Raw genomic sequence first — 20052 nt, forward strand, 5'->3', positions numbered from 1 at the left:
GCCGCGCTGCGGTGGATGCGGGCTACGCGCCCAACGACCTGCAAGTGGGCCAGACCGGCAAGATCGTCGCGCCCCAGTTGTATGTGGCAGCGGGCATCTCGGGCGCCATCCAGCACTTGGCGGGCATGAAGGACTCCAAGGTGATCGTGGCGATCAACAAGGACGAAGAAGCGCCGATCTTCAGCGTGGCGGACTACGGCCTGGTGGCTGACCTGTTCGACGCCGTGCCCGAGATGGCCAGCAAGCTGTAAATAACGTGCCTGCCACCACACCACACTGCAACAGCATCCTGCTGAGCTTGGATGTGGTGGGCAGCGTGGTGGCAGACAGCAGCATCTGAAGAAGGCATCCCCTGGCGGGATGCCTTTTTTTGTCTGCGCAGCGCACCCCCAAACCACAAGCAACGATAAGACGAGGAGACAACGATGAGCTACAAGGCACCAGTCAAGGACATGCTGTTTGCAATGGAGCACCTGGCCCGTATCGACCAGGTGGCACAGATTCCCGGTTTTGAAGAAGCGGGGCTGGAGACGGCACAGGCCGTGCTGGAGGAATGTGCACGCTTCAACGAAGAGGTGGTGGCGCCTCTGAACGTGGTGGGTGACCTGCATCCCTCGACCTGGAAGGATGGCCAGGTCAGCACCACGGCGGGATTCAAGGACGCCTTTGCGCAGTATGTGCAAGGCGGCTGGCAGGGTCTGCAGCACCCGGTCGATGCCGGCGGCCAAGGTTTGCCCAAGACGATTGGCGCGGCCTGTGTCGAGATGCTCAACAGCGCCAACATGAGCTTTGCGCTCTGCCCCTTGCTGACCGATGGCGCGATCGAGGCCTTGCTGACGGCTGGCAGCGATGCGCTGAAAACGACCTACCTGGACAAGCTGGTCTCCGGCCAGTGGACCGGCACGATGAATCTGACCGAGCCCCAGGCCGGCTCGGACCTGGCGCTGGTGCGCACGCGCGCCGAGCGGCAGGGCGATGGCAGCTACAAGGTCTTTGGCACCAAGATCTTCATCACCTATGGTGAGCACGACATGGCCGAGAACATCGTGCACCTGGTGCTGGCCCGGGTGGCCGGTGCGCCCGAAGGCGTCAAGGGCATCAGCCTGTTCGTGGTGCCCAAGTTCCTCGTCAATGCCGATGGCGCACTCGGTGCGCGCAACGATGTGCACTGCGTCAGCATCGAGCACAAGCTGGGCATCAAGGCATCGCCCACCTGTGTGCTGCAGTATGGCGACCACGGGGGGGCCACCGGCTTTTTGGTGGGCGAGGAAAACCGGGGCCTGGAGTACATGTTCATCATGATGAACGCGGCCCGCTATGCGGTCGGCCTGCAGGGCGTGGCCATTGCCGAGCGGGCCTACCAGCAGGCCGCCGCCTTTGCCAAGGAGCGTGTGCAAAGCCGCCCGGTCGATGGCAGCGTGGCCGGCAGCGCCACCATCATCCACCACCCCGATGTGCGCCGCATGCTGATGACGATGCGCGCCTATACCGAAGGCTGCCGCGCGATGGCGTTGACGGCCGCTGCAGCCTTTGATGCCGCCCATGCCCATCCCGATGCGCAGGTGCGCCAGGACAACCAGGCCTTCTATGAGTTCATGGTGCCGCTGATCAAGGGCTACAGCACCGAGATGAGCCAGGAGGTCACCAGCCTGGGCGTGCAGGTGCACGGCGGCATGGGTTTTATCGAGGAGACGGGTGCGGCCCAGCACTACCGCGACGCCAAGATTTTGACCATCTATGAAGGCACTACCGCCATCCAGGCCAATGACCTGGTGGGCCGCAAAACGGCCCGCGATGGCGGTCAGGCCGCGCGGGGCATTGCCAGCCAGATCGAGCAGACCGAGCACGCGCTGAAGGCCGGCAGCTCGGCCGCAGCCCAGGCCTTTGCACGTGCGCTGGCGCAGGCGCGGCAGGACTTTTTGGCAGTCGTCGATTACGTGGTCGCCGGCAGCAAGACTGCGCCCAATGATGTGTTTGCGGCCAGCGTGCCGTACCTGATGCTGGCGGGCAATCTGGTGGCCGGCTGGCAAATGGGCCGGGCCTTGCTGGCGGCCGAGCAGCAGCTCAGCCAGGGCGCGGGCGACCAGGCTTTCCTCGAAGCCAAGGTGACAACCGCGCATTTCTATGCCACGCATATTTTGGTAAAAACCTCCGCATTGCGCGAAGAAGTGCTGCACGGTGCGGCCCCGGTGATGGCGCTGCCGCAGGACAGTTTCTGAGCACCATGCCCCCCATCTGAAGTGCCCCGGCGCCTTGGCCAAGGCGCCGGGGGTCTGCGCCGCCCTGACCGCGCAGAAGGCTTTAGCCATTTGAAGGAGACCTTGTATGTCCAAGCTTCCCGGCGCGTTGCAGAACGTGCCTTTTCCGGTCATCGGCTCGCCGCTGTTCATCGTCAGCAACCCGCAGTTGCTGATCGCCCAGTGCAAGGCCGGTATTGTCGGCTCCATGCCCGCGCTCAATGCCCGCCCGGCCGAGCAGCTCGATGACTGGCTGGCCGAAATCACCGAAACCCTGGCTGCTCACAACCGCGCCCACCCTGACCAGCCCGCCGCACCGTTTGCGATCAACCAGATCGTGCACCGGACCAATGAGCGCCTGGAGCATGACATGGCGCTGTGCGAAAAGTACAAGGTGCCCATTTTGATCACCTCGCTGGGCGCGCGCGAGGACGTGTTCCAGGCGGCCCATTCCTGGGGCGGCGTGGTGATGCACGACATCATCAACAACAGCTTTGCACACAAGGCCATCGACAAGGGCGCCGATGGCCTGATCGCCGTGGCCGCTGGTGCCGGTGGCCATGCGGGCATCAAGAGCCCGTTTGCGCTGGTGCAGGAAATCCGTGAATGGTTTGACGGCCCGCTGGCGCTGTCGGGCAGCATTGCGCATGGGCGCGCCGTGCTGGCTGCCCAGGCCATGGGCGCCGACTTTGCCTATATCGGCTCGGCCTTCATCGCCACCGACGAGGCGCGTGCGGTGGAAGAGTACAAGCAGATGATCGTCAGCTCCAACTCGGACGACATCGTCTACAGCAACCTTTTTACCGGCGTGCATGGCAACTACCTGAGCCCGTCGATCCGTGCGGCCGGCATGGACCCGGACAACCTGCCGGTCTCCGACCCCAGCTCGATGAGCTTTGGCAAGGACCGCAAGGCCTGGAAAGACATCTGGGGCAGTGGCCAGGGCATTGGCGCTGTCAAGCAGGTGGTGCCCGCCGCCGAGCTGGTGGCCCGGCTCAAGCGCGAGTACTTCGAAGCCCGCGATGCGCTGCTGGCTGGCGGCCCAAGCCGCGTACCTGCCGCTGCGCAAGCGGCGTAACGCGCAGATACCAACACCGGCCGCCGGGGCTGAACTTTGGCCCTGCGGCGCTGTCGAACCGCGTTTGACAGCTACGGTGTGATGCGATGGTGAATCTGTTTTTTGCCCCAGGGCCAGCCCCGCTGCTGCCGCGCCGCCATTGCCTGGCATGGGCTGCAGCGGCCATGGTCGTAGGGGCCGGCCTTGCGGCCAGCGTGGCGCAGGCGGCCGATGCCCCACTGCCCGCCGGTGCGCGCAGCATCAGCATCAGCCAGGCGCAGTTGCAGCAGGCGGTCGCGGCCAAGTTTCCGCTGGCCCGCTCCTGGCAGGGCATGGTCGTCATCCAGCTGCAAAAGCCCAAGGTGGAGCTGCTGGCGCAGAGCAACAGCCTGCGTGCCGCCTTTGACATCTGGGTGACCGAAAAACTGATGGGCAATGAATACCCCGGCCAGATGACCTTGGACTTTGGCCTGGCCTTCCACGATGCCGATGCCAGCATCCGCCTGCACAATGTGCGCGTGCAGCAGCTGCAGATGCAGGGCGTGCCTGCCGCCTACCAGGGCATGTTCCAGACCTATGCCCCGCGCCTGGCCGAGCAGGTGCTGCAGGGCCTGCTGGTCTATGAGCTCCCGGCCAGCCAGCGCATGCTGCTGCAAGGCCTGGGCTATACGGTCGAGCGCATGGAGGTGCAGGAGCAAGGCCTGCGCATCGTGCTGGCGCCCAAGACGGCTGAGGCAGCGCCCACGCGTTAAGCTAGCGTGTAGGGATAACAGGTAGGCAGGCCCGGCGCCAGCTGCGCCATCAGCACCCGGGCTTGCGGCGCCAACTCCAGCCCCTGGTCCTGCGCCGCTTCCAGCTGGGCCATCAGATCGGCCAGTTGCAGCCATTGCCCGGCATCGATGCCGAGCAGCCTGGGCAGGGCATCAGGCCCGGCATCGTGGTCCAGGAAGGCAATGGTCTGCTGCTGGTCACGGCTCAACAGCCAGGCGTCGCCGGTGCCAGAACAGGCAAACACCCACCACTCCTGGCCCAGGTTCGCCAACGGGGCATCGCGCTCCCAGGTTTCTTCGGCGGCTTCGAGGTGGTCCAGCAGCACGAAATCACCGGCAATCTCGGTGCGGGGCAGGCCATGGCCGGGCATCAGCGCAGGCCAGCCCGTGCCGGGCCAGAGCCGCTCGGCAATGGCGGCCGGAGTTTGCAGCGCCAGCATCTCAGTCGTTGCCTTCCTTGCGGGCGGGCGATTTGCCGGTCAGGCGGTCCTTGATGGTCAGCACCCGGGTGACGGCGCTGCCCATGCCCATCAGCTGTAAGGCGGTGTCGGGGTTGAGGCGCTGCACATCGTCAAACCAGGTCATCAGCTTGTCGATCAGGTCGTACATCTCCTGCATGCGCTGCTGGGCGTATTGCTCGTCGGCCGAATGGGTTTCCTGCAGCAGCGCGGAGCGCAGCATCGACTGGGTGGGTTCGATCTCGCGGCGGCGGCGCTCCTCGGCCAGGGTGCGGAAGATTTCCCAGACATCGGCCGGCGCTTCAAAGTACTCGCGCCGGTCACCCGGCTGGTGGCGCATGTGTACCAGGCGCCAGGATTGCAGCTCCTTCAAGCCCATGCTGACATTGGAGCGCGAGAACGACAGGCCCTCGGCAATCTCGTCGGCATTGATGGGCTGGGGCGACAGAAAGATCAGCGCGTAGATCTGTCCTACCGTGCGGTTGATGCCCCAGCGGCTGCCCATTTCGCCAAAATGTGACACGAATTGGCGGGTGAGCTCGGGCAGCGGCGTTGGGGCTTGTTTCATGGCGCTGATTATCGGTTTTTTCTGGAAAAGCTGAAACGCCAGGCTGCCATGGCCCGGCCCTTGGTATAGCCGCTTTGTAAAGACGGCAGTTTTCGGTCTATCAGCGGGGCCGCCACGTCAACGGCAGCGGATACAACGGCGTTACACATGGAGTGGCACTGCGCGCGCGGTGTCACACCTTTGTCAGAACATTGCCGGACTGCGCCGCGATGGCATGCCCATGGCGGATCAGCTGGCCAGAGACTATCTTGCCTACCACCACAACCCATAACAAACGAAATCTGTGGCTGGACATGACCAAAGGGGCTTGCTGTGCTGCCATCGTCTGGCACCACCTGGCTTTCTATGGCCCGATGTCGGATGTTGCAGCACAAGTCACCCCCGGCATCATCGAGTGGCTGGCGGAATATGCGCGCATCGCCGTGCAGATTTTCCTGGTCATGGGTGGCTTTCTGTCGGCCGCCAGCCTGGCACCCCAAGGCGTGGCCCGCTTTGGCAGCCCGCTGGCCAAGATAGGCCAGCGCGCTCTGCGCCTGCTGGCGCCTTATTCCGTCGCGCTGTTGCTGGCGGTGCTTATCGCTGCCCTGGTGCGGCCCTGGTTTGCCCATGAATCGGTACCCGCCGAGCCGACCTGGCAGCAGTTGATCGCCAATGCGTTGATGCTGCAGGACATCAGCGGTGAAGATGCGCTGTCGGCAGGCGTCTGGTATGTTGCCATCGACTTCCAGCTGTTTGCGGCGGTGACGCTGCTGTTCGCATTCAGCCGCCGCTGGCCGCGCCAGTGGCTGGGCCTGCAACTGGGCCAGTGGGTGGTTCTGGCGATGACGGCGCTGTCGCTGCTGGTGCTCAACCGCCACAGTGAGCTGGACATGTGGTTTGTCTACTTTATCGGCGCCTATGGCATGGGCATGCTGGCCTTCTGGGGCAGCCAAAGTGCCAAGCCCTGGTCCTGGACGGCCGCATTGCTGGCACTGGGCCTGCTGTCATTGGAGGTGGATTTCCGCCTGCGCATCGCGGTGGCGCTGTGTGGCGCCGTGGCACTGCTGTGGTTGATGCGTGTGCCTTCGGACAGCCGCCTGGTCGATTGGCTGGGCCGCCAGGCGCCGGTGCGCTGGCTGCAGTCGCTGGGCCAAATGGGTTACTCGGTGTTTCTGGTGCACTTTTCGATCGTGGTGCTGTGCAACGCGGTGGTCTCGCATGTCTGGCCGAGCCAGCCCTGGCTGAACTGGCTGGGCATGGGCCTGGCCTTTGCGCTGTCGCTGCTGGCCGGGCGCGCGCTCTACCTGGGTGTCGAGGCGCGCACGCCCAGTCTGCGTTCGGTGGCCCGCTGGGAGCTGGGCCTGGTCGGTGCCGGCCTGCTGGTCAGCCTGGTCGGCGCGCGCTTGTCGATGTAGGGATTGCTAGCGGTGCAGATCGCCAGCCCGCTCGGGCTGGTAGCTGATGCCGGTCACGCGCACCGTCATGGTTTTTCCGCCCACCGATGGCCAGGCCAGTTCATTGCCAATCGACAGGCCCAGCAGTGCACTGCCCACCGGTGCGAATACCGAAATCTTGCTGCTGGTGTCGTCCAGGTCCTTGGGGTAGACCAGGGTCAGCTGGAACTGCTTGCCCGATTCGGCAATATCGAAGTTCACCGTGGAGTTCATCGTCACCACATCCGGTGGGATATCGGTCGGCTCCACGATATCGGCACGGGCAATCTCGGCCTCCAGATCCGCCTTGCCAGGGAAGGCACTGGCTGGCATCGCTTCCAGCAGTGCTTCCAGGCGGTCCACATCCAGGGATGACAGGATGAGTTGGGGTTTGCGAGACATGAAAACTTCCTCCGGAGTATGTAATCCCCGAATGTAGGCCATGCCCCATTTCGCACCAAAACGGTGCGAATAGCCCTGGTTTTCTCGGCGCTTGCATGGCCCCTCCGGATCGCGCACAATGCATGGAAATACTGTATATAAAAACAGTTACCATGCCTGCCCGCCATCCCTCCACCAATACCTTGAACGCTGCCGCGCGGGAAGACCCGCAGGCGCTGCAGCGCTGCGCGGACGAGCTGGATGGGCCTGTGCCAGTGTGCGTGCCGCTGCCGGTGGCCCGCAAGGGGCGGGGCGCAGTAGGCGCCCCCCGCCACCGCTTTGCCAGCGATGTGCGGGAATGGGCCGACGATGGCTGGACCCCTGCCACCGCTGCGGCGCCTGTTGCAGGCGATGCAGACCAGCATCTGGAAGAAGGCGCCTGGTGGCAGCAGGACGCGGAAAGCCTGCCGACCCAGGTGCATGAGGAGCAGGCCCGCAGCGCGATCCAGAAAAATGACTCGCCCGATATCTTCTTTGATCACTCGGTCAACCCCTACCGGGGCTGCGAGCATGGCTGCATCTACTGCTATGCCCGGCCATACCACAGCTACCTGAATCTCTCGCCCGGGCTGGATTTTGAAACCCAGCTGTTTGCCAAGACCAATATTGCCCAGGTGCTGAAGGCTGAGATCAGCCGCCCGCGCTACCAGCCTGCCTCGCTCAATATCGGCTCTGCCACCGACTGCTACCAGCCGATCGAGCGGGAGCTGGGGCTGACGCGGCAGCTGATCGAGGTGCTCAGCGAGGCTGAGCATCCGTTCTCGCTGATCACCAAGAGCAGCGCCGTGGAGCGTGATATCGACCTGATTGCTGCAGCGGCGCGCAAGAACGCGGCGGCGGTCTACATCACCATCACCAGCCTGGATCCGCAGCTCACCCGCCTGCTCGAGCCACGGGCAGCGGCCCCCCACCGGCGGCTGCGCACGATACGCCGGCTGACCGAGGCGGGCATCCCGGTGGGCGTGAGTGTGGCGCCGCACATTCCGTTTTTGACCGAGGACATGGAGGAGGTGCTGGCAGCGGCGCGCGAGGCCGGTGCCAGCACCGCCTTCTACACCGTGCTGCGCCTGCCCTGGGAGCTCAATGGCGTTTTCCAGCAGTGGCTGCAGGCCCACTACCCGCAGCGCGCCGCCCGGGTGATGCAGCGGGTGCGCGACCTGCACCAGATCAGCGAGGCCGACCGGCTGCGCGGCAAGAGCTATGACAGCCAGTCGTTCAGCCGCATGAAGGGCCAGGGCCTGTGGGCCGACCTGGTGCGCCAGCGCTTTGTGCGTGCCTGCGCGCAGCTGGGCTATGGGCGCGAGCGGCTGGAGATGGACTGGCGCGGTTTTGAGGCCTGGCGGGCCCGGCAGCTGCTGGTGCCCCGGCAAGCGGGCGCCGCGCAGGCACCACACCCGGGGCAGGGAAACCTGTTTTAGCCGCGCTTTCGTGCAGCAGCGCCATGGACTGGCTGCGCTGTCGCAACGCTTGCAGGCGCAGAGGCTGACGCCAGGTGCGCCACTGTTGCGGGCGGCGCAGAGCCCTTGCAGCTGGCAAAAATGTCCAGATCGGGCTGGTGCAGCGCGGTCTGCACATCGGTCAGGCCCAGCATCGAGTGGAACAGGTTGTCGTGGCTGATGCGGGCGGTGGCCACCGCTTGCTGCAGGCAACTGGTGCGCATGCCCATGCGCTGCTGCATCGCGGGCGACAGCCAGGTGATCCAGGGCACACGCTTTTGCACATCGGGCGCGACGGAGTAGGGCAGGCCGTGCAGATAGAGGTTGTTCTCGCCCAGCGATTCGCCATGGTCGGCCACATACATCATCGCGGTGGGCTGGCGCTGGCCCTTGCTGGCCAGCCAGTCGATCAGGCCGCTCAGCATGCGGTCGGTGGCCACCACGCTGTTGTCATAGGCGTTGATCAGCGATGCGCGGTCGCAGGCCTGCAGGTTGACGTTGTTGCACTCGGGGCTGAAGCGCTTGTCCTGGCTCAGCGAGCGCTTGAAATAGGCTGGGCCATGGCTGCCCATCTGGTGCAGTACCAGCACCACGCCCTTGGCGCGCTGCTCGGCGGGCAGCGCGTTGATGCGCTCGTCCAGGCCATCGAGCAAGGCCATGTCCACGCATTCGCCGTCCTGGCAGAGCGCCTTGCGGGCGGCGGCGGGCAGGTCGGTCTCGGTGTTGGCGTTGTGCACGCGGGCGCAGACGCCCTTGCAGCCCGATTGGTTCTCGACCCAGAGGACGGCCAGGCCAGCGCGCTGCAGCACATCGAGCAGGTTTTCATAGGACTTGTCGCTGTTCTGGCTGCTGCGCCCCAGGTGCGAGAACATGCAGGGCACCGACACGGCAGTGCTGGTGCCGCAGGACCAGGCATTGGTGGCGACTGCCAGATCGTCGCGCGCAGACAGCAAAGGCGTGGTGGGCCGGTCATAGCCATTGACGGCAAAATTGCCCGCGCGCCCTGTCTCGCCGACCACCAGTGCATAGATCGGAAACGTGGTCTGGCCCGCATAGCTGGCTCCGAGCTTGGCGTCTTCGCCAATCGGGTAGAGGGTCGTGTCGCGGTGGTGGATTTGCTGGGCCACCAGATTGCCTGCGGCATAGACGGTCGACAGCGGGTTCATCATGTAGCGCAGATTGGTGTGGTTGCGCATGGCCGACGAGATGGGTCTGAAGCCTGCCATCACGACGACGACCATCGCCAGCACGGCCAGCAGCACCATGCCCAGCTGCTGGAGCACCGGGCGCCAGCCATGGTGCCGGGGCAGGGTCTGGCGCCAGATCCACCAGGTGGGGGGAATGGCGATGGCGCCGACGGTCACAAACAGGCTCCAGTGCAGCAGGTCCGCCGCTTCCTTGACGTCGGTCTGCAGCACATTGGTGAGCATCGATGCATCAATGGCGATGCCATAGTTCAGCATGAAGCAGGCCGCAAAGGCGGAGATCCAGCACAGCGTGGCCATCACCGGCTTGGCCGCACGGCCCCAACTGACCAGGGTCAGCAACGCCCAGCAGGCGCATGCAATGGCCAGGCCCAGACTCGTTCCCAATACCCACTGCTGGGCGCTGCTCAGGCCTTCGGCCTGCGATATCGCCTTCCACAAGGCCAGGTTGCCTACGCTGGCCAGCCACAGGCTGACGACCAGGCTCCACAGCCACACGGGCCGCGCCGGCTGGTGGGGGGTGGTGGTGGCCAGGTCAGCGCTGAAGGGCAGGTCGGCCGGATGGGGCGGGAATGCCGCCGTGCCGGCGGCCTTGCCTGTGGAAGTGATAAACCGGGCAAAGAAATTCATCCCGCCATCGTCGGCGCGCCAGCTTAACAAGCGATTAATGCGTCAGCAGGCGTAAAAAAACCCGCCGTAGCGGGTTTCCAAAGGGTTGCGGCGCAGTGCCAGGCGGCGCATGGGCTGCCTGGCTGCGTCCCATCAACGCTGGGCGATAGGCTTGACGTCGCGCACCACCGAGCCGGTGTACAGCTGGCGTGGACGGCCAATCTTGTACTCGGGATCGGCCATCTGCTCGTTGAGCTGGGCGATCCAGCCGACGGTACGGGCCAGTGCGAAGATGCCGGTGAACAGCTTGACGGGGATGCCGATGGCGCGCTGCACGATGCCGGAGTAGAAGTCGACGTTCGGGTACAGCTTGCGCGAGACGAAGTAGTCGTCTTCCAGCGCGATCTTCTCGACCTGCTTGGCCAGTGCGAACAGCGGATCGTTTTCCAGGCCCAGCTCGGCCAGGATCTCGTTGCAGGTTTCCTGCATCAGCTTGGCACGTGGGTCGTAGTTCTTGTAGACGCGGTGGCCAAAGCCCATCAGCTTGACGCCGCTGGACTTGTCCTTGACTTGCTCCATGAACTCACCGACCTTGGCGATGCCGCCATTGGCCTGGATGCTTTCGAGCATGTTCAGACAGGCTTCGTTGGCGCCGCCGTGGGCAGGGCCCCACAGGCAGGCAACACCAGCGGAGATGGCGGCAAACGGGTTGGTGCCCGAGGAGCCGCACAGGCGCACGGTCGAGGTCGACGCGTTCTGCTCGTGGTCTGCGTGCAGGATGAAGATGCGGTCGAGCGCGCGCTCCACCACAGGGTTCACCACATAGTCTTCGCAAGGGTTGCCAAACATCATGCGCATGAAGTTGCCTGCATAGGACAGGTCGTTCTTCGGGTACATGTAAGGCTGGCCCGTGCCGTACTTGTAGGCCATGGCCACCAGCGTGGGCAGCTTGGCGATCAGGCGGATCGCAGCGATGTTGCGGTGCTCAGGGTTGGTGATGTCGGTGCTGTCATGGTAGAAGGCCGACATGCCGCCCACCAGGCCCGTCAGAACGGCCATGGGGTGCGCATCGCGGCGGAAGCCACGCAGGAAGAACTGCATCTGCTCGTTGACCATCGTGTGCTTGGTCACCGTGTCTTCGAACTCGGCCTTCTGCGTTGCATTGGGCAGCTCGCCGTACAGCAGCAGGTAGCAGGTTTCGAGGTAGTTGCAGTTCTTGGCCAGCTGCTCGATCGGGTAGCCGCGGTACAGCAGCTCACCCTTGTCACCATCGATATAGGTGATGGCCGACTGGCAGGCAGCCGTCGAGAGGAAACCGGGGTCGTACGTGAACATGCCGGTCTGCGCGTACAGCTTGCGGATGTCGATGACATCCGGGCCGATCGAGCCCTGGTAGACGGGAAGGTCTACGCTTGCTGCGCCGTTGCTAAACGATAGCGTGGCTTTGTTGTCTGCTAGTTTCATAAAACTGGTTCCTTCTCGAGTTAGTCCGCAAGAGATGCGCGTGGTTTTCGGCTGCGCAGCATCTCCAGCACTTCATGAACATCTGGCGTGTCGAGGTCGCCTGTTGGTTCCTTGCGCCTGAGCAGCAAGTCCAGCAGGTCGTTGTCCGACAGGTTCATCAAAGTGGTCAGCCCTTGCGCCTGGCGGACATTCAGGCTTGCTCCGTATGTGCGGAAGAACTGCTCGACAAAGATGTCGTTCTCCACCAGCCCTCGGCGGCTGCGCCAGCGCAGCAGATCGCGCGCACGTTCATCCAGCAGTTCGTTTTCCATCATTGCTCAATCTGGTTCTTACACCGCACGGCGAACCATCAGTTCCTTGATCTTGCCAATCGCCTTCGTGGGGTTGAGGTGCTTGGGGCACACGTCCACGCAGTTCATGATGGTGTGACAGCGGAACAGACGGTAGGGGTCTTCCAGGTTGTCCAGGCGCTCACCGGTATGGTCATCGCGGCTGTCGGCGATGAAGCGGTAGGCCTGCAGCAGACCCGCAGGGCCCACGAACTTGTCGGGGTTCCACCAGAACGATGGGCAGCTGGTCGAGCAGCTGGCGCACAGAATGCACTCGTACAGGCCGTTGAGCTCTTCGCGCTCTTCGGGCGACTGCAGGCGCTCCTTCTCGTTGGCGACAAAGCTGTCGGCCATCAGGTAGGGCTTGATCGAGTGGTATTGCTTGAAGAACTGGGTCATGTCCACGATCAGGTCGCGGATGACCGGCAGGCCGGGCAGAGGCTTCAAGACGATGTCACCCTTGAGGGTGTTCATGTTCGTCAGGCACGCCAGGCCGTTCTTGCCGTTGATGTTCATCGCGTCCGAACCGCAGACGCCTTCGCGGCAGGAGCGGCGGAAGGAGATCGACGGATCGAGTTCTTTGAGCTTGACCAGGGCATCCAGCAGCATGCGCTCGTGACCGTCGAGTTCCACCTCCACGGTTTGCATGTAGGGCTTGGCATCTTTATCGGGATCGTAGCGATAGATTTTGAAAGTACGCTTCATTTTGGGATGTTCTTTCGTGGGCTGCGTGGATTTAGAAGGTACGAACCTTGGGTGGTACCGACGGCACGGTCAGCGGCTTAAGTTGCACGGGCTTGTACTCGAGGCTGTTGGCAGCGCTGTACCACAGCGTGTGCTTGAGCCAGTCGATGTCATTGCGGCCCAGTGGGTACTTGGGATCATCGGCGGGGTGTTCGTAGTCGTCCACGGTGTGGGCGCCACGGCATTCCTTGCGGGCAGCGGCCGAGACCATCGTCGCTTGTGCCACTTCGATCAGGTTGGCGACTTCCAGTGCTTCCATGCGGGCGGTGTTCCAGACCTTGGACTTGTCCTTCAAGGTTACGCCACCAACGCGGGCGCGGATGTCGGCAATCTTCTTGACCCCTTCGTCCATGCTCTTTTGTGTACGGAACACGCCGGCGTGCAGTTGCATGCAGGCGCGGATGTCATTGGCCACGTCCTGCGCGTATTCACCGCTGCTCGACTCGTCGAGCTTGTTCAGGCGCGACAGCGAGAAGTCCGATGCGTTCTCAGGCATGGGCTTGAATTCGCCATAGCCGTTGACGTAGTTGACGATGTGCTTGCCGGCCGACTTGCCAAAGACCAGCAGGTCCAGCAGCGAGTTCGTGCCCAGGCGGTTGGCTCCGTGCACCGACACGCAGGAGCATTCACCCACCGCGTACAGGCCGTTGACCACCTTGTTTTCCTGACCGTCCCAGACAACGACCTGGCCGTTGATGTTCGTGGGGATGCCACCCATCTGGTAGTGGATCGTAGGCACCACAGGAATCGGCTCCTTGGTGATGTCCACGTTGGCGAAGTTGTGGCCGATTTCTTCCACCGACGGCAGGCGCTTGCGGATGGTTTCTGCACCCAGATGGGTCATGTCCAGCAGGATGTAGTCCTTGTTCGGACCGCAGCCACGGCCTTCCTTGATCTCCTGGTCCATCGAGCGCGAGACGAAGTCGCGCGGAGCCAGGTCCTTCAAGGTGGGCGCATAGCGCTCCATGAAACGCTCGCCGTCGCTGTTGCGCAAAATGGCGCCTTCACCACGGCAGCCTTCGGTCAGCAGCACGCCCGCGCCGGCCACGCCGGTGGGGTGGAACTGCCAGAACTCCATGTCCTGCAGCGGGATGCCTGCACGTGCCGCCATGCCCAGTCCATCGCCGGTGTTGATGAAGGCGTTGGTCGATGCCTGGAAGATGCGGCCTGCACCGCCGGTGGCCAGCAGCACTGCCTTGGCGTGCAGCTCATACAGATCGCCGGTTTCCAGCTCCAGCGCGGTCACGCCAATGACGTCACCGGATTCGTCACGGATCAGGTCCAGTGCCATCCACTCGACGAAGAAGTTGGTCTTGGACTTGACGTTCTGCTGGTACAGCGTGTGCAGCATCGCGTGGCCGGTACGGTCAGCGGCAGCGCAGGCGCGTTGCACCGGCTTTTCGCCGTGGTTGGCGGTGTGGCCGCCAAACGGGCGCTGGTAGATGGTGCCGTCGGGGTTGCGGTCGAAAGGCATGCCGAAATGTTCCAGCTCGTACACCACCTTGGGTGCTTCGCGGCACATGAACTCGATCGCATCCTGGTCACCGAGCCAGTCCGAGCCCTTGATGGTGTCGTAGAAGTGCCATTCCCAGTTGTCGGGCGACATGTTGCCCAGCGAGGCAGACACGCCACCTTGCGCTGCCACGGTGTGCGAGCGGGTGGGGAAAACCTTGGACAAGGCGGCCACGGACAGGCCGGCCTTGGACAGTTCCAGCGCAGCGCGCAGGCCCGATCCGCCAGCGCCGATGATGACGACATCAAACTTGCGCTTGGTGATGTTCTCTTTTGTATAGCTCATTGTTCTCTTTCAATCGCGGGTATCACAGACGCCACAGAACCTGGAGGCCCCAGCCGAGGCAGCCGACCAGCCAGACCAGCACGAAAATCTGCATCACCAGGCGCAGGCCGACGGGTTGGATGTAGTCCATGAAGATTTCACGCATGCCGACCCAGGCGTGGTAGGCCAGCGCGACGAGCGTGCCCACGGTGATGAACTTCATCCACTGGTGGGCGAAGATGCCTGCCCACTGTTCGTAGCCGATGGGGCCTTTGATCATCAGCACCTGCACCAGCAGGGCCACGGTGAACAGGGCCATCAGCAGACCGGTCACGCGCTGGGCCAGCCAGTCGCGCAAACCGTAGTGGGCACCTGTCACGACACGTTTGGAGCCGTAATTGACGGACATGGGGAATCCTTTCTATTTATCAGTGAATGCAGTCGTGGGCGATCAGTACAGGCCAAACAGCTTGGCGCCCAGGATGGCCGTCAGCGCCAGGCTGATGACAAAGCAGGCGAGCGCCGAGTTCTTGCCGAATTCCTTGTTGACCGCCTTGTGCGAGACGTCCATCCAGATGTGGCGCAGGCCGGCGCAGAAGTGGTGCAGGTAGGACCAGATCAGCGCCAGCACGGCCAGCTTGATGAACCAGCCCGGGAAGATGCCAGCGCCGGTGTTGAAGGCGGCGGTGAAGCGGGCGTAGGAGAACTCGGAGGAGATCGAGGTGTCGAGCAGCCAGATCACGAAAGGCAGCAGGAAGAACATGACCAGACCACTGACGCGGTGCAGGATCGACAGCTTGCCGGCCAGCGGCAAGCGGTAGGTGGTGAGGTCCGACAAAGGGTTGATATTGCGAAACTCGGGCCGCTTCTTCGTGGTATCTGTCATGGTGTGAAAACTTTCGTGGATGTAACTGCTATGTAATCGCTAGGCGCAAACCTGCAAAATTTTATTGCAATGCAGCGCGCAGGTCTAAGGGTTTCTCTTTAACCCCGTGGTGACTACTCTGACTTGACCGGTGCATTAGCTCAGGGTATTGCTGTAATGGTGGGTGTCCGTCCGATAAAGACCTCGTCGTAATTCCATGGGAACATCGTTATAGGTGTAAGCAACGCGCTCCACGCTGAGCAATGGGGTGTGCGCATCGACATCGAGCAGTTGGGCCTGGGCGGCATCGGGCAGCACGGCGCGCAGTTTTTCCTGGGCGCGCACCATGCGTACACCGTACTCCACCTCGAACATGGCATAGGTGGCGCCGGGGTAGTCGCGCATCTGCTCGGCCGACAGGCCCTTGAAGCTGCTGCTGGGCAACCAGATGTCTTCGACAATCGTCGGAATGCCTGCGAACACCAGCACGCGCCGCACGTGGATCAGCGATTCACCCGTGGGCACCTGCAGCAGCTTGCAGATCTCGCTGGGGCCCTTGATGCTGCGGCAGGAGATGATGTTGCGCTGGGCAGGGCCTTCCTCATTGAGGTCGCCACTGTCGGGCAGGAGACGCAGGAAACGGTACTGCACATTGCGTTCGGCATGGGTGGCCACAAAGGTGCCCTTGCCCTGGCGGCGCAGCAGCAGGTTCTCGGCGGCCAGCTCGTCGATGGCCTTGCGCACGGTGCCCTGGCTGACGCGGTAGCGGGCCGCCAGCTCCATCTCGCTGGGGATCATCTCGCCGGGTTTCCAGGCGCCAGCCTCCAGGCTTTGCAGGATCAGGCCCTTGATCTGCTGGTAGAGCGGGCTGAAAGCAGGGGTCGCACCACCCACACTGTCGCCAGCGGACGGGATGCCGGTGTCGTTTGCATTGGGGGTGGAAGATGTCATGCGCTTGTCTTGGGAGAGATTCAATCTCTCGGGTGTCACCGTGGATGTGACATCCAACGGTTCAAAATTACAGCGCGCATTGTATAGCGCATCAGAGGCCAATCATATCTTATATAAGACATAAGACAAATTGACTGAGTGATCTGTTCAAGAGTACACTTACGCGCTGTTTACAGACCTGCCATCGGGGCCTCCCGATCGCTGATTCCAGTCGTTTGACACGTTCTCCGATGCTGGCCTGCTTGGACACCTCATTTCTATTTTCTGGAGTTTTCCCATGAGCAAGAAGCCCGTACGTGTCGCCGTTACCGGTGCCGCTGGTCAAATCGGTTATGCCCTGTTGTTCCGCATCGCGTCGGGCGAAATGCTGGGCAAGGATCAGCCTGTCATCCTGCAACTGCTGGAAATTCCTGACGAAAAGGCACAGAACGCGCTCAAGGGCGTGATCATGGAGCTGGAAGACTGCGCTTTCCCTCTGCTGGCCGGTATCGAAGCCCACAGCGACCCGCTGCAGGCATTCAAGGACACCGACTACGCACTGCTCGTGGGCGCCCGTCCTCGCGGCCCAGGCATGGAGCGCGCCGACCTGCTGGCTGCCAATGCCCAGATCTTCACTGCCCAAGGCAAGGCCCTGAACGCTGTCGCTTCGCGCAACGTCAAGGTGCTGGTGGTGGGCAACCCTGCCAACACCAATGCCTACATCGCGATGAAGTCGGCTCCGGACCTGCCCGCGAAGAACTTCACCGCCATGCTGCGCCTGGACCACAACCGCGCTGCTTCCCAACTGGCTGCCAAGGGCGGCTTCAAGGTGGGCGACATCCGCAAGCTGACCGTCTGGGGCAACCACTCGCCAACGATGTACGCCGACTACCGTTTCGCCACCGTGGACGGCAAGTCGGTCAAGGAAGCGATCAACGACCAGACCTGGAACAAGGACGTGTTCCTGCCCACCGTGGGCAAGCGTGGCGCCGCCATCATTGCTGCTCGTGGCCTGTCGTCGGCAGCATCGGCTGCCAACGCCGCCATCGACCACATGCGTGACTGGGCCCTGGGCTCGGCGGGCGAATGGGTGACCATGGGCGTGCCTTCGAATGGCGAATACGGCATCCCTGCCGGCATCATCTTCGGCTTCCCCGTGACCACCGAAAACGGCGAATACAAGATCGTCGAAGGCCTGGAAATCGACGCATTCTCGCAAGAATGCATCGACAAGACCCTGGCTGAGCTGCAAGGCGAGCAGGACGGCGTCAAGCACCTGCTGTAATCCAAGGCCGACCCGCATGCTTGCATGGAATGCCCAGCTCTACAGCCGGTTCGAGGACGAGCGCACGCGCCCGGCCGCCGAGCTGCTGGCGCGCGTGGCGCTGCCCGACGATGCCGCCTATGTGGTGGATCTGGGCTGCGGGCCGGGCAATTCCACCGAGCTGTTGGCCCAGCGCTTCGTGCATGCACGGGTGCTGGGTGTCGACCAGTCGCAAGACATGCTGGCCGCTGCGCGCCAGCGTCTTGCGCATGTGCATTTTGAGCAGGGTGACATCGCCCATTGGCAGGCTCCACTGCACAATGGGAGTTTGCCCGACCTGATTTTTGCCAATGCGGCCCTGCAATGGGTGCCGGACCACGCGCAGCTGCTGCCCCGCTTGATGGGCATGCTGGCGCCCGGTGGCGTACTGGCCGTGCAGATGCCGGACAACCGCGATGAGCCCACCCACCGCCTGATGCGTGAAGTGGCAGCGCTGCAGCCCTGGGCTGCAGAGATCGGCGATCCGCATGCGTTGCGCACGGATTTGCTGTCTTTGAATGATTACTACGATGTGTTGGCCCGTGTTGCGCAGGTGGATGCCTGGCGTACGGCGTACCAGCACCCAATGGACAGTGCGGAGGCGATTGTCCAATGGGTTCGTGGCACCGGTCTGCGGCCGTTTCTCCAGCCTCTGCGTGCCGAGCTGCAAACCAGCTTTGTGGCCGAATACACGCGCCGCATCGACGCTGCCTACAGCCTGCGCAGCGATGGCCGGCGCCTGCTGGCCTTTCCCCGCTTGTTTTTGGTGGCCCGCCGCCCCATCTGACGATCAGTAGCCATGAGTGTTTCCGCCCTCCATCCCGCCCAGGTACTGCTCGGCGCCCAGTCCGGGGCCCTGGCATTGCCGGTCTGCGACCACTACAGCGGTGTTGAAGACCGCATGCGCAAGAGCCTGGCCTTGCAGGCGCAGATGATGGAAGAGTTTGGCCGCTGCGTGTTCGATGTGACCCTGGACTGCGAAGACGGCGCGGCCGTCGGCCAGGAAAAGGCCCATGCCCGGCTGGTCGCCTCGCTCGCCAGGAACGCCGCACCCGGCGCTCGTGTCGCGGCCCGCGTGCATGCGGCCGACCACGCGGCGCTGGCCGAAGACATCGCCACCATCGCCGGTGAGGCTGGCGAGCAGCTGTGCCACATCATGGTGCCCAAGGTCGAGTCGGCCGATGACATCGACAAGGTCGACCGCTTGCTGCAGGCGGCCACCAGCACCCCGGTGCCGCTGCATGCGCTGATCGAGTCGCCCCAGGCGGTGCACCGCGCTTTCGAGATTGCGGCCCACCCCCGTGTGCAGAGCATCAGCTTTGGCCTGATGGATTTTGTCTCTGCCCATGGCGGCGCCATCCCTTCGAGCGCGATGGGCGTGCAAGGACAGTTCACGCATCCGCTGGTGCTGCGCGCCAAGCTGGAGATCGCCGCCGCCTGCCACGCCTACGGCAAGGTGCCGTCGCACTGCGTGGTGACCGAGTTCAAGAATCCCGATGCGATGGAGCAAGCAGCCCGCCGCGCCTATGGCGAGCTGGGCTACACCCGCATGTGGAGCATCCACCCCGCGCAGATCCGGCCCATCCTGCAGGCCTTCGCGCCGACGCAGAGCCAGGTCGATGAAGCGGCCCGCATCGTGCGGGCGGCGGCAGACGCGCAATGGGCGCCGATCAGCGTCGATGGGGTCTTGCATGACCGTGCAAGTTATCGTTACTTTTGGCAAATTTTGGAGCGTGCTGCGCAGACGGGTTGTCCGTTGCCGGGTACAGTGCGGGAGTGGCTGTAACCATCCGGGTCCAGCCCTTTTCCTGTTTCTTGCGTTGTATCGCGGGAGTTGTTATGAAAAATCGCGTGATTTCTTTGTTGGTCTTGGTTCCTGCATTGACTCTGGCCATGGGCAGTGTGCAGGCGCAAGAGAAAAAGGCTGCCAAGCCAGCGGCTGCCAAAACCACTGCGGCCAAGAAGGCACCGGCCAAAAAGGCCCCTGCCAAGCGTGCCGCCACTGCCAAAAAGGGTGCTGCGGTCGCCGCGGGCGCCGGCGCCGCCACTGCGGCCGCCGCCATTCCCGCCCAGCAGACGCTGACCCCTGCCGAACTGGCCATCGCCGAGCAGGTCTACCAGGGCCGCATCAACTGCGAGCTGGGCGCCTCGATCAATATCGCCAAGGACTCGGTCAACCCCGGCTACTTCTTCGTTGAAGGCAAGGGCTTCAAGTACCACATGGCACCGGTGTCCACCTCCACCGGCACCATCCGCCTGGAAGACCAGCACGCAGGCGCCATGTGGCTGCAGGTGGCCAACAAGTCCATGCTGATCAACCGCAAGCTCGGTCAGCGTCTGGCCGACGAGTGCATGAGCCCCGAGCAGAACCAGGTTGCCGAAGCCATCAAGAAAAACCCACCTGCCGCACTGTTTGAAGGCAACGGCCGCTGATAAGAACAGCGGCG

At 63.3% G+C, this 20052-nt stretch carries 21 protein-coding genes; 10 read left to right on the plus strand and 11 right to left on the minus strand.

Annotated features, from left to right (window positions below):
- From AB7A72_RS22280 to AB7A72_RS22295, 4 genes are all read left to right on the plus strand, one after another.
- Positions 1-251: electron transfer flavoprotein subunit alpha/FixB family protein (locus tag AB7A72_RS22280; RefSeq protein WP_369459085.1), on the plus strand; the 251-nt coding region annotated here is incomplete at its 5' end.
- 174 nt (positions 252-425) lie between these two features.
- The gene (locus tag AB7A72_RS22285; protein WP_369461211.1) at positions 426-2219 is read left to right on the plus strand and encodes an acyl-CoA dehydrogenase; all 1794 of its coding nucleotides are present in this window, start codon (positions 426-428) and stop codon (positions 2217-2219) included.
- Positions 2220-2325: 106 nt separating this feature from the next.
- Positions 2326-3315, plus strand: coding sequence for an NAD(P)H-dependent flavin oxidoreductase (locus AB7A72_RS22290; RefSeq protein WP_239808948.1), 990 nt, complete (start codon positions 2326-2328; stop codon positions 3313-3315).
- 86 nt (positions 3316-3401) lie between these two features.
- On the plus strand, positions 3402-4046 hold the full coding sequence (locus AB7A72_RS22295) for a hypothetical protein (protein WP_369461212.1): 645 nt from the start codon (positions 3402-3404) through the stop codon (positions 4044-4046).
- On the opposite strand, the gene AB7A72_RS22300 is transcribed toward AB7A72_RS22295, so the two are convergent.
- Both AB7A72_RS22300 and AB7A72_RS22305 read right to left on the minus strand, forming a co-directional pair.
- Entirely contained in the window at positions 4043-4504 is a 462-nt protein-coding gene (locus AB7A72_RS22300) for a hypothetical protein (protein ID WP_369461213.1), read from the minus strand. The genes AB7A72_RS22295 and AB7A72_RS22300 overlap by 4 nt on opposite strands.
- A 1-nt stretch (position 4505) precedes the next feature.
- Complete coding sequence (locus AB7A72_RS22305) at positions 4506-5090, minus strand: GbsR/MarR family transcriptional regulator (RefSeq protein WP_239808945.1); 585 nt, start codon at positions 5088-5090, stop codon at positions 4506-4508.
- 209 nt (positions 5091-5299) lie between these two features.
- Here AB7A72_RS22305 and AB7A72_RS22310 point away from each other — a divergent pair, with 209 nt between their 5' ends.
- Positions 5300-6484 (plus strand): acyltransferase family protein, encoded by a 1185-nt coding sequence (locus AB7A72_RS22310; protein WP_312807647.1) that lies wholly within the window; start codon positions 5300-5302, stop codon positions 6482-6484.
- A 6-nt stretch (positions 6485-6490) separates the two neighbouring features.
- Here AB7A72_RS22310 and rnk read toward each other — a convergent pair whose 3' ends face one another.
- Positions 6491-6904: a nucleoside diphosphate kinase regulator gene (gene rnk, locus AB7A72_RS22315; protein ID WP_133858575.1), complete on the minus strand. Its 414-nt coding sequence runs from the start codon at positions 6902-6904 to the stop codon at positions 6491-6493.
- A gap of 266 nt (positions 6905-7170) precedes the next feature.
- Here rnk and AB7A72_RS22320 point away from each other — a divergent pair, with 266 nt between their 5' ends.
- A complete protein-coding gene (locus AB7A72_RS22320; RefSeq protein WP_407065015.1) occupies positions 7171-8361 on the plus strand; it encodes a PA0069 family radical SAM protein in 1191 nt (396 codons plus the stop codon).
- Here the strand turns inward: AB7A72_RS22320 and AB7A72_RS22325 are convergent.
- The 8 genes from AB7A72_RS22325 to AB7A72_RS22360 all read right to left on the minus strand — a co-directional run bounded on the left by AB7A72_RS22325 (position 8358) and on the right by AB7A72_RS22360 (position 16323).
- A complete protein-coding gene (locus AB7A72_RS22325; protein WP_369461215.1) occupies positions 8358-10214 on the minus strand; it encodes a phosphoethanolamine transferase in 1857 nt (618 codons plus the stop codon). The genes AB7A72_RS22320 and AB7A72_RS22325 overlap by 4 nt on opposite strands.
- 132 nt (positions 10215-10346) lie before the next feature.
- Positions 10347-11657 (minus strand): citrate synthase, encoded by a 1311-nt coding sequence (locus AB7A72_RS22330; RefSeq protein ID WP_239808941.1) that lies wholly within the window; start codon positions 11655-11657, stop codon positions 10347-10349.
- Between the two features lie 20 nt (positions 11658-11677).
- The gene (locus AB7A72_RS22335; protein ID WP_369461216.1) at positions 11678-11971 is read right to left on the minus strand and encodes a succinate dehydrogenase assembly factor 2; all 294 of its coding nucleotides are present in this window, start codon (positions 11969-11971) and stop codon (positions 11678-11680) included.
- Positions 11972-11986: 15 nt separating this feature from the next.
- Positions 11987-12691, minus strand: coding sequence for a succinate dehydrogenase iron-sulfur subunit (locus AB7A72_RS22340; protein ID WP_021026927.1), 705 nt, complete (start codon positions 12689-12691; stop codon positions 11987-11989).
- A gap of 31 nt (positions 12692-12722) precedes the next feature.
- On the minus strand, positions 12723-14528 hold the full coding sequence (sdhA, locus tag AB7A72_RS22345; RefSeq protein ID WP_239808938.1) for a succinate dehydrogenase flavoprotein subunit: 1806 nt from the start codon (positions 14526-14528) through the stop codon (positions 12723-12725).
- Positions 14529-14550: 22 nt separating this feature from the next.
- A complete protein-coding gene (gene sdhD, locus AB7A72_RS22350; RefSeq protein WP_239808937.1) occupies positions 14551-14916 on the minus strand; it encodes a succinate dehydrogenase, hydrophobic membrane anchor protein in 366 nt (121 codons plus the stop codon).
- Between the two features lie 42 nt (positions 14917-14958).
- A complete protein-coding gene (sdhC, locus tag AB7A72_RS22355) occupies positions 14959-15393 on the minus strand; it encodes a succinate dehydrogenase, cytochrome b556 subunit (protein WP_312415071.1) in 435 nt (144 codons plus the stop codon).
- 135 nt (positions 15394-15528) lie between these two features.
- Positions 15529-16323: a GntR family transcriptional regulator gene (locus AB7A72_RS22360; protein ID WP_239808935.1), complete on the minus strand. Its 795-nt coding sequence runs from the start codon at positions 16321-16323 to the stop codon at positions 15529-15531.
- Positions 16324-16600: 277 nt separating this feature from the next.
- On the opposite strand from AB7A72_RS22360, the gene AB7A72_RS22365 reads away from it, so the two are divergent.
- The 4 genes from AB7A72_RS22365 to AB7A72_RS22380 are packed head-to-tail and all read left to right on the plus strand — an operon-like array spanning position 16601 to position 20038.
- The gene (locus AB7A72_RS22365; protein WP_230774505.1) at positions 16601-17587 is read left to right on the plus strand and encodes a malate dehydrogenase; all 987 of its coding nucleotides are present in this window, start codon (positions 16601-16603) and stop codon (positions 17585-17587) included.
- A 16-nt stretch (positions 17588-17603) separates the two neighbouring features.
- On the plus strand, positions 17604-18392 hold the full coding sequence (gene tam / locus AB7A72_RS22370; RefSeq protein WP_369461217.1) for a trans-aconitate 2-methyltransferase: 789 nt from the start codon (positions 17604-17606) through the stop codon (positions 18390-18392).
- A gap of 12 nt (positions 18393-18404) precedes the next feature.
- Positions 18405-19391 (plus strand): HpcH/HpaI aldolase/citrate lyase family protein, encoded by a 987-nt coding sequence (locus tag AB7A72_RS22375; RefSeq protein ID WP_369461218.1) that lies wholly within the window; start codon positions 18405-18407, stop codon positions 19389-19391.
- A 53-nt stretch (positions 19392-19444) separates the two neighbouring features.
- Positions 19445-20038 carry a hypothetical protein gene (locus tag AB7A72_RS22380; RefSeq protein WP_239808932.1) on the plus strand — a complete coding sequence of 198 codons (594 nt, stop codon included), beginning with the start codon at positions 19445-19447 and terminating at the stop codon, positions 20036-20038.
- Positions 20039-20052: the final 14 nt, after the last annotated feature.

It is taken from the genome of Comamonas sediminis (assembly GCF_041107495.1).
Taxonomy (GTDB): domain Bacteria; phylum Pseudomonadota; class Gammaproteobacteria; order Burkholderiales; family Burkholderiaceae_C; genus Comamonas; species Comamonas sediminis.